We start from the raw sequence: 13,092 nt of genomic DNA, 5'->3' as shown, positions 1-13,092 counted from the left end.
AATGTCTGCCAACTAGCCACCCAGGTTGCGGTAGCGGTCGAGCCGGGCCGCCTTGCGGTCGGCCGGGCTGTGCCGCAGCAGCATGGCGATCTCGTACTCCAGCGTGCTGCCCACCCGCTCGCAGAAACCCCGGTGCTCGTACGCGGCGTCCGGCCGTTCCAGGATCACCCGGTCCACGATGCCGTCGCGGCGCAGGTCGGTGGCGCGCACCCGCTGGGCCTGGGCGATCTCGGGGGCGAAGTCGACGCTGCGGTAGAGGATCGTCGAGGCGCCCTCGGGCGGCAGCGGCGACAGCCACGCGTGCTGGGCGCTCAGCACCCGGTCGGCCGGCAGCAGCGCCAGCGCCGCGCCGCCCGCGCCCTCGCCCAGCAGCAGGCAGACCGTCGGCGCGTCGAGCGTGACCAGCTCGGCCAGGCAGCGGGCGATCTCGCCCGACAGGCCGCCCTCCTCGGCCGCCTTCGACAGCGCGGCCCCGGCCGTGTCGATCACCGTCACCAGCGGCAGCCGCAGCTCCTCGGCCAGCCGCATGCCGCGCCTGGCCACCCGGAGCCCGCCGGGGCCCAGCGGCGAGCGGGACCGCTGGCCGCGCCGGTCCTGCCCCAGCACGACGGCGGGAGCGGCGCCGAACCGCGCCAGCGCCAGCACCAGCCCCGGCTCGTTCTCGCCCGCGCCGCTGCCGCTCAGCGGGGTCACCTCGGTCGCCGCCAGCTTGAGCAGCTCGCGCACGCCCGGCCGGTCGTCGCGGCGCGACCGGGTGATCGCCTCCCACGCCTCGACCGGCCGCAGGTCCTCCTCCGGCTCCTGCCCCACCGGGACGCGCTCGCCGCCGGCCGACAGCACGCCGAGCGCCCGGATCGCCACCTCGCGCACGTCCTCAGGCGGCACCACGGCGTCGATCAGCCCGTTCTCGTACAGGTTCTCCGCCACCTGCACCCCCGACGGGAACGAGTAGCCGTACAGCGACTCGAACACGCGCGGCCCGAGGAACCCGATGAGGGCGCCCGGCTCCGCCGCCGTGACGTGGCCCAGCGAACCCCACGAGGCGAACACCCCGCCGGTCGTCGGATGCCGCAGGTAGACCACGAACGGCAGGCCGGCGGCGCGGTGCGCCTGCACGGCCACGGTGATCTTGATCATCTGCACGAAGGCCAGCGCGCCCTCCTGCATCCTGGTGCCGCCCGAGGCCGGGGCGGCCAGCAGCGGAAGCCGCTCCCTGGTGGCCCGTTCGACCGCCGTGACCAGCCGCTCGGCCGCCGCCACCCCGATCGACCCGGCCATGAACGAGAACTCGCACGCCAGCACCGCCACCCGGCGGCCGCCCAGCAGCCCCTCCCCCGTCACCACCGCCTCGTCGTAGCCAGACTTGACCCGCGCCGCCGCCAGCTCCTCGGCGTACGACGAGCCCGGCTCGGCCGGCTCGGCGGGCGGCACGTCCCACGACCGCCACGATCCCTCGTCGAGGACCGTATCGATCAACGTGCGCGCGTCCGGACGGCTCACTATCACTCCCTCGTGTCGACCGGCAGGCGGATCCCGGTCCCGATCATCCCTCACGCTCTTCGAGCCAGCGCAGGACGGCCCCCTCGTCCTGCCCGAGCATCGGCGGGGCGGTGTGGCGCACGCCGTCCGTCCCGTCGAAGCGCAGCGGCGGGCCGGGCAGCGCGATCGTGCCCAGCACGGGGTGGTCCACCTCGACCAGCAGGCCCTGGGAACGGGTCTGGTCCCAGGCGTACACCTCGTCGAGCGTGCGGATCGCCCCGGCCGGCACGCCGGCCTCCGCCAGCTTGGCCAGCCAGTGTGCGCGGTCGTGGGCGCCCAGGGCCTTCTCCATGTCGGCGATCAGCTCATCCCGGTGCGCGAATCTGTCCCTATTGCTGGCATATTTCGCCATATCTGGATCAATGTCGAGTAGCGCGGCCACCTTTCTCCACTGGCCGTCGTTCGCCGCCGCGATCTGCAGCATGCCGTCGGCGCACCGGAAGGCGCCGTACGGGGCGATCGAGGCGTGGTGGTTGCCGTTCGCGCCCGGCACCTTGCCGCCCACCGTCCAGGCCGTGCCGTGGTAGGAGTGCACGCCGGTGACCGCCGCCAGCAGCGAGGTGCGCACCACCCGGCCCAGGCCCGTGCGCTCCCGCTCGTACAGCGCCGCGACCACCCCGTACGCGCCGTGGATGCCCGCCAGCAGGTCGGCGATCGAGGCGCCGACCCGGTAGGGCTCGTCGGGCGAGGGGCCGGTCAGCGACATCAGCCCCGCCTCCCCCTGGGCGATCTGGTCGTAGCCCGGCCGGCCGCCCTCCGGCCCGTCGTGGCCGAAGCCGGTGATCGACAGGATCACCAGGCGCGGGTTCAGCTCGTGCAGCCGGTCGACGGTGAAGCCCAGGCGGTCGAGGACGCCGGTGCGGAAGTTCTCCACCAGCACGTCGCTCTGCCGGACCAGGCGTTCGACGAGGGTCTTGCCCTCGGCGGTCTTCAGGTCGACGGTGATGGACTGCTTGTTGCGGTTCGCCGCCAGAAAGTAAGTGGATATGTCGTGATCCGGGCCGACGAACGGCGGGCCCCAGCCCCTCGACTCGTCCCCTCCGCCAGGATGCTCCACCTTGATCACCCGCGCCCCCAGATCCCCCAGCATCTGAGCCGCGTGCGGGCCGGCCAGCGCCCTCGACAGATCCAGCACCACGATGTCACCGAGGGGTCCTGACAACGTCAACCTCCTGCGTGCGGTCGGAGCGGGAGCACATTCTCTCAGCCCCGTCACCCCAGTCATCTACCCTGGGCCCGTGGATTCCCTGGCCCGCCGCATCCGGACACTCCCCCCGTCATGCGGCGCCGTACGACTCGTCGCCGTCGACGGCCCCGCCGGATCCGGCAAGACCACCTACGCCGACGCGCTCGCGGCCGCGCTCAGCTGCCAGACCGTGCACGCCGACGACTTCCCCGTACCCTGGGACGAAGGCCCCGCCACCTGGTTCGACGCACTCTTCGACCAGGTCCTGGAGCCCCTCCGGCAAGGGCGGCCCGGCGGCTTCCGCCGCTACGACTGGGTGCGCGGCGGATACGCCGAACCCGTGACCGTCCCCGTCGCCCCGGTGCTGATCATCGAAGGCGTCGGCACGGCCAGGAAGTCCGCCGCCCACCTCATCGCCTGCACCATCTGGCTGGAGGCCCCCGACGACGTCCGCCTCCAGCGGGTCCTGGACCGCGACGGTCCCGGGCTGGAAGAACGGTGGCGCGCCTGGTTCGCGGCCGAACGCGACTGGTTCACCGCCGACGCCACCCGCACCCGCGCCGACCTGATCATCTCCACCGCCCCCACGGAAGACCCACCACCCTGAACCACGGGGAAGCACGCGGTGAACCAGCACCGCGCCCACAGGGACCCCCTACAGGTGACCCACCGCGTTGAAGCCGAGCAGGCTCAGGCGGCCGTCGCGCGCACCCCACGTCGACACCGACGCGTTCAGCACCGGCGCGAACACCGCCAGACCGGCCAGCTCGCTGTCGGGCGTCTCGGCGATCACGTGGCGCAGCACCAGCACCACCGCGTCGTGCGCGACGATCAGCACTCGCCGCCCGTCCGCCCGCTCCCGCAGATCACCCCACACGCCGCGCAGCCGCACCGCCACGTCGCCGAACGACTCGCCGCCCGGCGGCCGGTAGAGATACTCCCCCTGCGCCCGCCACCGCGCCAGCTCCTCGGGGAACCGCTCCCCGATCGCGGCCTCGTTGTACGGGGCCAGCTCCCCCCACTCCCGGTCCCGCAGCCGCCCGTCCACGGTGAGCGGCGGCGCGACGCCCCACGCCTCCCGCGCCACGGCCCACGTGTCGAGCGCCCGCCGGTACGGCGAACACCACACCACCTCCGGCGCCTCATCAGGCGGCAACGCGGCCAGCATCACACCCAGCGCCCGGGCCTGCTCCCTGCCGAGGTCGCTCAGCGTCACCTCGTCGTCACCACGCTCGTACACCAGAGGACGGTCGCCCGCACGGCGGTAGGCGACGTTGGCCTCGCTCTCGCCGTGCCGCACCGCGATGACGCGTCGTGGGCCCATGGTCCCCATTTTGCCGGAGCGCCGCCGCCTTTACAAAGTAGATCACTGACGGTCGGTCTGGCAGGATGACGGGATGCCGGCCCTGCTACCGCCGACCGAGACGGTCCGCGACTCCTTCCTGGCAGCCGTACGGGAGTTCCACGCGCATCCCCAGCCGGTGCCGTGGTTCGTGGCGGACCTCGACCCCGATCGGCTCGCCATCCGGCACCGGCTCACGCCCCAGCTGGAGGATCTGGGCGGGCACATCGGCGGCCGCTATCTGGACCGACGCGGCCGCAAAGTCCGTTTCCTCATCCCCACGGCAGCACCCGGGCACGACCTGCTCCCCTGAGACGTCGAGGCTCTGCTCCCCCGCACACCACGCGCGGCCGCCGCACCGGCTCAGGTCAGCGGCATGGATCCGGGCGCACGATCGGGGCGAGCTGGCCGTTGATCGCGCCGCCCTTCTCCGACATCTGGAAGAAGCTGTCCAGCGAGGCGAGCGGTTCGTAGGTGTCCCAGGCGAAGTAGAGGTAGCCGGAGGCCCCCAGCCGACACATGTCCTTCTGCAGGTCTCGCATCCCGTACGCGGCCTTGGTGATGTTATGACCGAAGTGCGACTTCAGGGCGCCGAACTCGCCGACGATGTACGGGTCCTTACGGGCGCCCATCGCGTGCAGATCGAGCACGGCCGAGCCGTGATGTTCGTACATGTGCAGGTCGAGCAGGTCCACAGCCCCCCAGTGGGACAGGACGCCTGCCCGGACGGGGTACCAGTACCTGACGCTGCCGGAACAGTCGGTGGCACAGTGCACCGCGAAGCCGTCGGCCCCCTTCTTGCCGACGGCCTGATAGCTGAAGAATCCCATGGCCAGCAGGGCGTCCGGATCGACGCCGGTGAGCGCGCGTTTCACCCGCAGGCTGTATTCCACCACGCTCGCGTCCGCGGCCTGCTGGCGGTCGGCCCGTTCCTTCATGTGGTAGGTGACGCCATTGAGCGGGATGACCGAGCCGCTCATCTTGTGGAACGGCGCCTTGTCCGTCTCGAAGAAGACCTCGTTGTCACTTTGATAGGCCAGGATGGCCGTCCGGTGCTGCCGGCCGATCCGCTGCAGCAAGGCGGTGGCGAAGTTCTTGACGTAGTCGGCCTTGGCGGTCACCCGCCCGTGCTCCATGTAGGTGAGATTCTGGCCGGCCATGTTGACGGGGTCGCCCTCGCCTTCCTTGCCGACGATGCCCCAGTAGTAGGAGTTGGCCGGGAAATAGTCGAGCGAAGGAATCGTGTAGATACCGCGGGCCGCCGCGTCCATGACGAAGGAGGCCACGTTGTCCATGTACGGCCCGTACGCCTTGTCGTGGGTGCCCGTCCCGCGGCCGAGGCCGTGGTCACCGCTCGCGGTGCCGTGATCGATGAAGACCCGCACCGTGTTGTACCCGTCGTGCTTCATCTGCTCCAGAAAGGCGATGACCTTCGCGCGGTCGTAGGTCTTCGGTTCGAAGGTCGAGTGATACACCTGACCTCGTCCGTTCTTGGCCAGACGGGTGTAGTTGGCGCCCCGGGAGACGAAGCGCCTGCCGGTGACCGCGTTGTAGAGACCGTCGGCGCGTGAGAGCACCCGCGCCAGCGGCCTCACCGTGCTCCATGCGGGGGAAGGAGTCACGGGCGGCGTCCGGGTCGGTGCGGGGGTCGGGCTGGTGGCCGGCGCCTTCGACGACACGGCGTTCGCGGTCGTCCTCGACTCCGCCTGCTGGGCGGGTGCGGCGTGCGAAGCGGGCCCCGCTGCCATGACGAGCCCGGCGGCCAGTGTGCTGACGGAAGCGGCGAGTCCTCGTGAGCGGAGCATGTCAGTTGTCGGTCATCTTTCCTGAGGTCCATGAGAGGTAAGGGACCAGCCTGGCAGTGCTCAGTTGCAGGAAAGCTTCACGCCGGGGGTGCTGATATTCCGTGGTTTCAGGTGGTCTGTCGGTGATAGGAGCGAAGAATGAGATTTCCTTCCCCCTTGCAGCCCGGTGACCGGATCGGCGTCACCTCTCCCTCCAGCGGCGTGGACAAGACCCTGCAGGACCGGCTCCAGGTCGCGATCCGGACCGTCGAGGCGCGGGGCTATGAGGTGGTGACCGGGGCGTGCATGGACGGGAGCGGTCACGTCAGCGCCCCGGCAGCCGAGCGGGCGCGTGAGCTGATGGGCATGCTCACCGACCCGGCGATCAAGGCGGTGGTGCCGCCGTGGGGCGGGGAGACCGCGATCGACCTGCTGCCGCTGCTCGACTGGGAGGCGCTGCGGGCGGCGGAGCCGACCTGGGTGGTGGGGTACTCCGACATGTCGACGATCACCACCCCGCTGACGCTGCTGGCCGGGGTGGCGACGATCCATGGCAACAACCTGATGGACACCCCGTACCGGGTCCCGGACGGGCTGCTCGGCTGGCTCGACATCGTGGCGCTGCCGTCCGGCGCGACGTTCACCCAGACGCCGCCGGGGCGCTACCGGGCGCAGGGCTTCGACGAGTGGCAGACCTCCCCCGGGGCGGACGAGTTCACCCTCGACACGCCCGGCGGCTGGACCCGGCTGGACGGCGACGGTCCGGTGCGGGCCGAGGGCCGGTTGATCGGCGGCTGCGTCGAGACGCTGTGCAACATCACCGGGACGCGGTACGCCGACACCTCGTCGCTGGCCGGCGAGGGGCTGATCGCGTACGTCGAGGCGGACCAGCACGACGCCGGCACCATCTGCCGCAACCTGCACGGGATGCGCCTGGCGGGGTTCTTCGACGGCGCCACCGCGATCCTGGCCGGGCGCACCCGCGCGCCAGGCCTGCTCACGCTCACCCAGCACGAGGCGGTGCTCGACGCTCTCGGCGGGCTCGGGGTGCCGATCATCGCCGATGTGGAGTGCGGTCACGTCCCGCCGTACCTGCCGCTGGTCAACGGCGCTCGCGCGCGGGTCTCGTACGCGGACGGACGGGGCGAGATCACCCAGACGCTGGCGTGACGCGCTCGTACAGGGTGAGCAGGGCGTAGGCGGCGACCGACCCCGAGTCGCCCACCTCGCCTGCCCGGAGCATGTCCTCGAACGCGGCCCGGCTGACCCACCGCTGGCGCATGTCCTGCTCGGTGTGCTCCCGGCCGGCCGTCCCCGTCTCCAGGCCGGTGGCGAGGTAGACGTGCAGCCGCTGGGTGGCCAGGCCGTGGGCGTTGTCGAGCGCGCCGAGCCGGGTCCAGGCCCGCGCCCGCAGGCCGGTCTCCTCCGCCAGCTCCGTCTTGGCCATGTCTTCGGGGGTGGGCGCGACGGCGGTGCCCTGCGGGAAGCTCCAGGACCGGCGGCGCACCGGGTAGCGGTACTCCTCCACCAGGTGGAAACCGTCGCGCTCCATCGGGATGACGAGCGCGAAGTCGGGCTTGTCGACGTAGCCGAAAATGCCGCGCGACCCGTCGGGCCGCTCCACCTCGTCCTCCCTGACCGTCATCCAGGCGTTGGCGTAGACCACCTTCGTCGAGAGCTGTTTGATCGTTTCCCCCTCGCGCATGACCCCGATGCTAGACGTCGGCGGAGACAGGGACGGCGTTCTGCGCCAAGATGAGGCCACAGCGCCCCCGGCCATGGAAGGAAGCGTCGCGGAGCACCTCACCGGATGAGAGCGAGAGGGGGACGCGGGTGGCGATCGTCATCGGTGTCGTCGGCCCGCACGACCTGGTCGACCAGGTCGCGGCCACCTGCGAGGAGCAGCCGGGCACGAGCACCCTGCGGCTGGACTACGACCACGAGTCGCAGGCGCCCGCGATCGTGGAGGCGCACGCCCCGGCCGTCGAGGGCTGGCTGTTCACCGGGATCGTGCCGTACATGCTCTCCCGCGACGCCGGGGCGCTCACCCGCCCGGCCGCGTTCGTCGACTACACGGGCGCGACGCTGCTCAGCGCCCTGGTGCGGCTCCAGCACGAGGGCGCGGACGTGACCCGGCTGTCCATCGACACCCTGCCGGCCGCCGACGTCGCCGCCGCCTTCGCCGAGGCCGGGCTGCCCACCGACGAGCTGCGCACGCTCCCCTACCGGCCGGAGATGACGTCCAAGAAGGCCGTCGTCTTCCACCGGCGCGGCCCCGCGCACCCGGTGATCACCTGTCTGAGCACCGTCCACGAGGCGCTCCGCGGCGACATGCGGGCGCTGCGGCTGGCCCCGTCGCCGCACTCGGTGCGGGTGGCGCTGCGCCAGCTCCTGCTGGCCGCCGAGGGCCGGGCCCAGGAGGACGCGCAGATCGCGCTCGGCCTCGTCGAGGTGGCGAACGACGACGGCCTGCTGCGCGAGGCGGCCGCGCTGGGCGGCACCGTGGCCGCCTTCCGCGGCGGCACCCACCTGCTGGTCACCACGCGCGGGCCGCTGCACGACGCCACGGGCGGTTTCACCGGGCTGCCGCTGCTGGCCCGGCTGGCCGCGCGGAACGACGTCGTGCGGGCCGGGTTCGGCCTGGGCCGCAGCGCCGCCGAGGCGGAGAGCCTGGCCCGCCGGGCGCTGGCCCGCGCCCGCCGGATCGGCGACGTCGCGGCGGTGCTGTCGCTGCGCGCCGACACCGACATCGTGCTGGAGTCGGTCCCGTCCGGGCCGGCCGGCGCGCAGAACCTGTCGGTGATCGCCCGCCGCGTCGGCCTGTCGGTGCCGACGCTGGAGAAGCTCCTGGAGGCGCGCCGGGCGGCCGGCGACGAGCCGCTGACGACCCGGGAGATCGCCGACCGGCTCGCCGTCCAGCAGCGCACCGCCCGCCGCATGCTGCACCGCCTGGAGCTGGCCGGCCTCGCCGAACGCACCGGCAACCTGACCAGCGGATCCAGCGGGCGGCCGCTCACGTTGTACAGGCTCACCCTGTGACGGGCTACAGTTCGTCCACTTCCGCGAAGGAGCGTCCGCCCGACAGCTTCGGGTAGCCGGGGCCCCGGTCGAAGAAGCGGTCGGCCGGGGGCCTGAGGTTGGCGCGGAGCTCGGCCGTGCCCTGCTCGTCGATGCGGTCGCCGTCGAGGACGACCCCGTAGTCGCCGAGCGCGCCGGCGATCGAGACCTTGCCGTCCCTGACGTCGGCCGCCACCGCGCGGGGGTCGCGGTCGTACGGGGAGCCCCACCCGCCGCCGCCCGTGGTGCGGATGCGGATGACGTCGCCCGCCTGGACCGGGTGGTCGTCGACGAGGCCGTCCATCTCCTTGCCCGCGATCTCGACCCGGAAGGGCCGCCCGGCGAGGCCGCCGTTGACGCCCCAGCAGGACAGGATGGACCGGTCGGCGATGGACATGTACGAGGCGTCGCGCAGCATCCGGATGTGCTTGTCGTAGCCGAGGCCGCCGCGGAACATGCCGGGCCCGCCCGAGTCGCAGGCGAGGCCGAGGCGCTCGACCCGGAACGGCCAGCGGGCCTCGGCGAACTCCACCGGGATGTTGCGCGAGTCGGGCACGATGTGGATGGTGTCCTCGCCGTCGGCGTACCAGCGCCCGCCGGAGCCGCCGCCCAGCACCTCCCGCATCAGGTAGGGCTGACCGTCGGCGTCCGTGCCGTACACGCCCGTGTAGCGGATCGTCTCCTGGTCGGCCGGCATCCGCCCGCCGGTGGCCTTGGCCAGCACCCCGGCCAGCACGCCGAGCAGGCGCAGGATGACGAACGTGCGGGCGTTGGTGGGCGCGGGGAAGACCGGCGTGAGCAGGGTGCCCTTCTCCGGGAAGATCATTTTGATCAGCGGCACGACGCCCTCGTTGACGTCCAGCTCGGCCATCCGCTCCGGCGTGTCGGCGAGGTTGCGCAGGATGGGGGCCAGCCACTTCTTCAGGAACACGCCTTCGGCGTAGTCGCCCGCGTGGTTGATCGGCCCCTTGGCCTGCGGGGACGTGCCGGTGAAGTCGATGGTCAGCGGCGCCTCGGCGGCGTGGTCGACGGTGAGCGTGATCCGCTGGGCGTGCAGGCGGGGCTCGTCGACGCCGTCGTGCTCGGCGTAGTCCTCCCACACGTAGGAGCCCTCGGGGATCTTGGCCAGCAGCTCGCGCCGGAACGTCTCGGTGGTCTTGCCGATGATGGCGTCGAAGCACGCCTCGACCTCGTCGCGCCCGTACCGCTCGAACAGCTCGCCCAGCCGCCGCGCGCCCATGAGGCAGGCGGAGCACTCGGCGTCGAGGTCGCCGGCGAGCGAGTCGGGCATCCGGGAGTTGCGGGTCATGATGCGCAGCGCGGCCTGGTTGGGCACGCCCTGGTCCCACAGCTTGATCGGCGGGACCATGAGCCCTTCCTCGTACGCCGAGCGGGCGTGCGACGGCATCGAGCCGGGCACGGCCCCGCCGATGTCGTCGTGGTGCCCGAACGCCTGCACGAACGCCACCACCTCGTCCTGGTGGAAGACGGGGACGGTGACGCACAGGTCGGGCAGGTGGCCGATGCCGCCTTCCGACAGGTAGACGTCGTTGTGGAAGTAGACGTCGCCTGGCTTCATGGTGTCGATCGGGAAGTCGCGGACGATCGGCTGGACCAGCGCGCTGTAGGAGCGGCCGGTCAGCTTGCGCATCCTGCGGTCGTGGATGCCCGCGCGGAAGTCGTGCGCGTCGCGGATCATGGGCGACCTGGCGGTGCGCGCGATGGCGGTCTCGACCTCCTTCTCCACGGAGGCGAGAGTGCCCTCGACGATCTCGATCAGGATCGGGTCAGTCACGACGGATCTCCACGTTGCCGTACTCGTCCACCGTGGCGGTGAAACCGGGGTGCAGAGGGATGGTGGAGCCGTACTCCTCGATGACGGCCGGGCCGTGGATGACGGCGCCGGCCTCCAGCGCGGCGCGCTGGATGATCGGGGTGTCGTGCGGCTCCTCGAAGATCACGCGCCTGCTCGCCTCGACGGGCTCGGTCTTCGGGTACGGGTCGCGCCGGATCACCGGCCGGGTGATGGGCCCGATGCCGGAGACGCGCAGGTTGACCCATTCGACGGCGTGGCGGGGATCGTCGCGGTAGGCGTACCCGTACAGCTTCTCGTGCGCGTCGTGGAAGCGGCCGGTGACCTCCTGCCGCCACTCCTCGTCGAGCGGGCCGGCCGGGGCGGGCACCCGCACCTCGTACGCCTGCCCGTAGTAGCGCAGGTCGGCGCTGCGCGCGAAGACGGGCTCGTCGAAGCCCTCGCGTTCGAGCTCCTCGGCGGCCTGGCCCTCCAGCTCGCCGAAGATCTGCGCGGCCTTGCTGAGCGCGAGGTCGCGGGTGACGTACGTGCGCACGTAGTCGTTCTTGACGTCCACGGTGAGCAGGCCGAACGCGGAGACGTTGCCGGGCTCGGGCGGGACGATCACCGCGGGCAGGCCGAGGATGTCGATCAGCCGGCAGGCCAGCAGCGGCCCGGACCCGCCGAACGTCACCAGCGGGAAGTCGCGCACGTCCAGCCCGCGCTTGACGGTGAGCTGGCGGATCGCGTTGCTCTGGTTGAAGGCGCTGATCTCCAGGATGCCGGTGGCGGTGCGCTCGGGGGTGAGGTCGAGCTTGTCGGCCAGCGCCTCGATGCCCATCCGGGCGGCGTCGTAGTCGAGCGGGATCTCGCCGCCGAGCAGGTGGGGCGGGATCCGGCGGAGGTAGACGTGCGCGTCGGTGACGGTGACCTCGGTGCCGCCGCGCCGGTAGCAGAGCGGGCCGGGGTCGGCGCCGGCCGAGCGCGGGCCGACCTTGAGCGTGCCCTCGGGCGAGATCCAGGCGACCGAGCCGCCGCCCGCGCCGACGGTGACGATGTCGATCATCGGGATCTTGCACGGGAAGCGGCCGACGCTGCCCTCGGTGGTGACGGACGGGTCACCGTCGACCACCACGGTCACGTCGGTGGAGGTGCCGCCGCCGTCCAGGGTGATCACGCTCTGGTGCCCGGCGTTGGCGGCGATGAGGGCCGCGCCGAGCGCGCCCGCCGCCGGGCCGGACAGGACGGTGGAGATGGGCTGGTTGACCACCTCGCGGGCCGACAGCACGCCGCCGTTGGACTTCATCACCGAGAACGGGCGGCCGAGCCGGCTGGACAGGTTGGCGATGTAGGCCCGCATGGCGGGCTTGACCGCGGCGTCGACCAGCGTGGTGACGGCCCGTTCGTACTCGCGGTACTCGCGCAGCACGTCGCTGGAGAGCGAGACCACGGCCTCGGGGAACTCGCGGGCCAGCACCTCGCGCATCCGGCGCTCGTGGCCGGGGTTGGCGTAGGAGTGCAGGAAGCAGACGCCGAGCGCGGTGATGCCGCGCGAACGGTACCACCGGGCCACCTCGACGGCCTGGGCCTCGTCGAACGGGCGGACCTCCGCGCCGTGGTGGTCGAGCCGGCCGCCGACGGTCCGCACCAGGTGGACGGGCACGATGCGGGGCGGCTTGACCCAGAAGTAGGAGTTGCCGTAGCCGTCGGGCACGCTCTGCCGCCCGATCTCCAGGATGAACTCGAAGCCCTCGGTCGTGATCAGCCCGAGGTTGGCGATGCGGTCCTCGAGCAGCTGGTTGGTGGCCACGGTGGTGCCGTGCACGATGGCGGACACGTCGAGCTCGCCCAGCTTCTCGATGCCGGCGATGAACCCGTCGGCCGGGTTCGCGGGGGTCGACGGGGTCTTGGTGGTGACGATCTCACCGGTCTCCTCGTCCACCGCCACCACGTCGGTGAAGGTGCCGCCGGTGTCGACTCCGATTCGGACGCTACGCATGGCTCCTCAGCTTCGGCGCCGGCCGAGCACTTCGTCGACGACCCGGGGCGCGTTCTCGGTGCCGACGTAGGCGGCGAGCCGGACCACGAGCTCCTGGGCCTTGGCGAGCTCGGCCTCCACCCTGGCCCTACCCGACTGTCCAGCCTGCACGCCGAAGTACGCTCCGATGATGGTACCGACCACGCCGGCCACGCCGGCGAACAGGGCGGCGGACTCCCCGGTGGCGTACACGGCCGCGCCGAACGCGATCAGTGTCGCGACGATGCCCGTGAGCACCACGAAGAAGCCGTACCGCCACCGCGCCGCGTCGGCCTGGGCGGCGGTGACATCGTCCGGCGTCATCATGGCGTCGAGCGTTGGGGGTTTGTCGGTGACCACGTGTTCCTCCTGATA

12 protein-coding genes are annotated in these 13,092 nt (G+C 72.0%); 4 read left to right on the top strand and 8 right to left on the bottom strand.

Going from position 1 to position 13,092, the window contains the following annotated elements:
* Positions 1-12: 12 nt before the first annotated feature.
* Both ACGFI7_RS08565 and ACGFI7_RS08560 read right to left on the bottom strand, forming a co-directional pair.
* Entirely contained in the window at positions 13-1,500 is a 1,488-nt protein-coding gene (locus ACGFI7_RS08565; protein ID WP_393400913.1) for a carboxyl transferase domain-containing protein, read from the bottom strand.
* A gap of 43 nt (positions 1,501-1,543) precedes the next feature.
* Positions 1,544-2,701, bottom strand: a complete 1,158-nt coding sequence (locus ACGFI7_RS08560; protein WP_393400911.1) for a CaiB/BaiF CoA transferase family protein — start codon at positions 2,699-2,701, stop codon at positions 1,544-1,546.
* A 76-nt stretch (positions 2,702-2,777) separates the two neighbouring features.
* Between ACGFI7_RS08560 and ACGFI7_RS08555 the strand changes: the two genes are divergently transcribed.
* Positions 2,778-3,332 carry a uridine kinase gene (locus tag ACGFI7_RS08555; RefSeq protein ID WP_393400908.1) on the top strand — a complete coding sequence of 185 codons (555 nt, stop codon included), beginning with the start codon at positions 2,778-2,780 and terminating at the stop codon, positions 3,330-3,332.
* A gap of 48 nt (positions 3,333-3,380) precedes the next feature.
* On the opposite strand, the gene ACGFI7_RS08550 is transcribed toward ACGFI7_RS08555, so the two are convergent.
* A complete protein-coding gene (locus ACGFI7_RS08550; protein WP_393400905.1) occupies positions 3,381-4,049 on the bottom strand; it encodes a histidine phosphatase family protein in 669 nt (222 codons plus the stop codon).
* Positions 4,050-4,122: 73 nt separating this feature from the next.
* Here ACGFI7_RS08550 and ACGFI7_RS08545 point away from each other — a divergent pair, with 73 nt between their 5' ends.
* The gene (locus tag ACGFI7_RS08545) at positions 4,123-4,380 is read left to right on the top strand and encodes a hypothetical protein (protein ID WP_393400902.1); all 258 of its coding nucleotides are present in this window, start codon (positions 4,123-4,125) and stop codon (positions 4,378-4,380) included.
* 55 nt (positions 4,381-4,435) lie between these two features.
* Here the strand turns inward: ACGFI7_RS08545 and ACGFI7_RS08540 are convergent, their stop codons facing one another.
* Complete coding sequence (locus ACGFI7_RS08540; protein ID WP_393400900.1) at positions 4,436-5,662, bottom strand: hypothetical protein; 1,227 nt, start codon at positions 5,660-5,662, stop codon at positions 4,436-4,438.
* A 348-nt stretch (positions 5,663-6,010) separates the two neighbouring features.
* Here ACGFI7_RS08540 and ACGFI7_RS08535 point away from each other — a divergent pair, with 348 nt between their 5' ends.
* The gene (locus ACGFI7_RS08535; RefSeq protein ID WP_393400897.1) at positions 6,011-7,021 is read left to right on the top strand and encodes a S66 peptidase family protein; all 1,011 of its coding nucleotides are present in this window, start codon (positions 6,011-6,013) and stop codon (positions 7,019-7,021) included.
* On the opposite strand, the gene ACGFI7_RS08530 is transcribed toward ACGFI7_RS08535, so the two are convergent.
* Positions 7,002-7,556, bottom strand: coding sequence for an NUDIX domain-containing protein (locus ACGFI7_RS08530; RefSeq protein WP_393400894.1), 555 nt, complete (start codon positions 7,554-7,556; stop codon positions 7,002-7,004). The two genes, ACGFI7_RS08535 and ACGFI7_RS08530, sit on opposite strands and share 20 nt — an antisense overlap.
* 128 nt (positions 7,557-7,684) lie before the next feature.
* Here ACGFI7_RS08530 and ACGFI7_RS08525 point away from each other — a divergent pair, with 128 nt between their 5' ends.
* Complete coding sequence (locus ACGFI7_RS08525; protein WP_393400892.1) at positions 7,685-8,890, top strand: hypothetical protein; 1,206 nt, start codon at positions 7,685-7,687, stop codon at positions 8,888-8,890.
* 4 nt (positions 8,891-8,894) lie between these two features.
* On the opposite strand, the gene ACGFI7_RS08520 is transcribed toward ACGFI7_RS08525, so the two are convergent.
* Genes ACGFI7_RS08520 through ACGFI7_RS08510 form a run of 3 tightly spaced genes read right to left on the bottom strand, consistent with a single transcriptional unit; the run spans position 8,895 to position 13,077 of the window.
* Positions 8,895-10,703 (bottom strand): hydantoinase B/oxoprolinase family protein, encoded by a 1,809-nt coding sequence (locus ACGFI7_RS08520; protein WP_393400890.1) that lies wholly within the window; start codon positions 10,701-10,703, stop codon positions 8,895-8,897.
* Positions 10,696-12,699, bottom strand: a complete 2,004-nt coding sequence (locus ACGFI7_RS08515; protein WP_393400888.1) for a hydantoinase/oxoprolinase family protein — start codon at positions 12,697-12,699, stop codon at positions 10,696-10,698. The genes ACGFI7_RS08520 and ACGFI7_RS08515 overlap by 8 nt, the downstream gene beginning before the upstream one ends.
* Before the next feature lie 6 nt (positions 12,700-12,705).
* The gene (locus ACGFI7_RS08510; RefSeq protein WP_393400885.1) at positions 12,706-13,077 is read right to left on the bottom strand and encodes a hypothetical protein; all 372 of its coding nucleotides are present in this window, start codon (positions 13,075-13,077) and stop codon (positions 12,706-12,708) included.
* Positions 13,078-13,092: the final 15 nt, after the last annotated feature.

This window comes from Nonomuraea sp. NPDC048826, from assembly GCF_043198225.1.
In the GTDB taxonomy this organism is placed as follows: domain Bacteria; phylum Actinomycetota; class Actinomycetes; order Streptosporangiales; family Streptosporangiaceae; genus Nonomuraea.
This window is presented reverse-complemented; position numbering and strand designations above follow the sequence as displayed.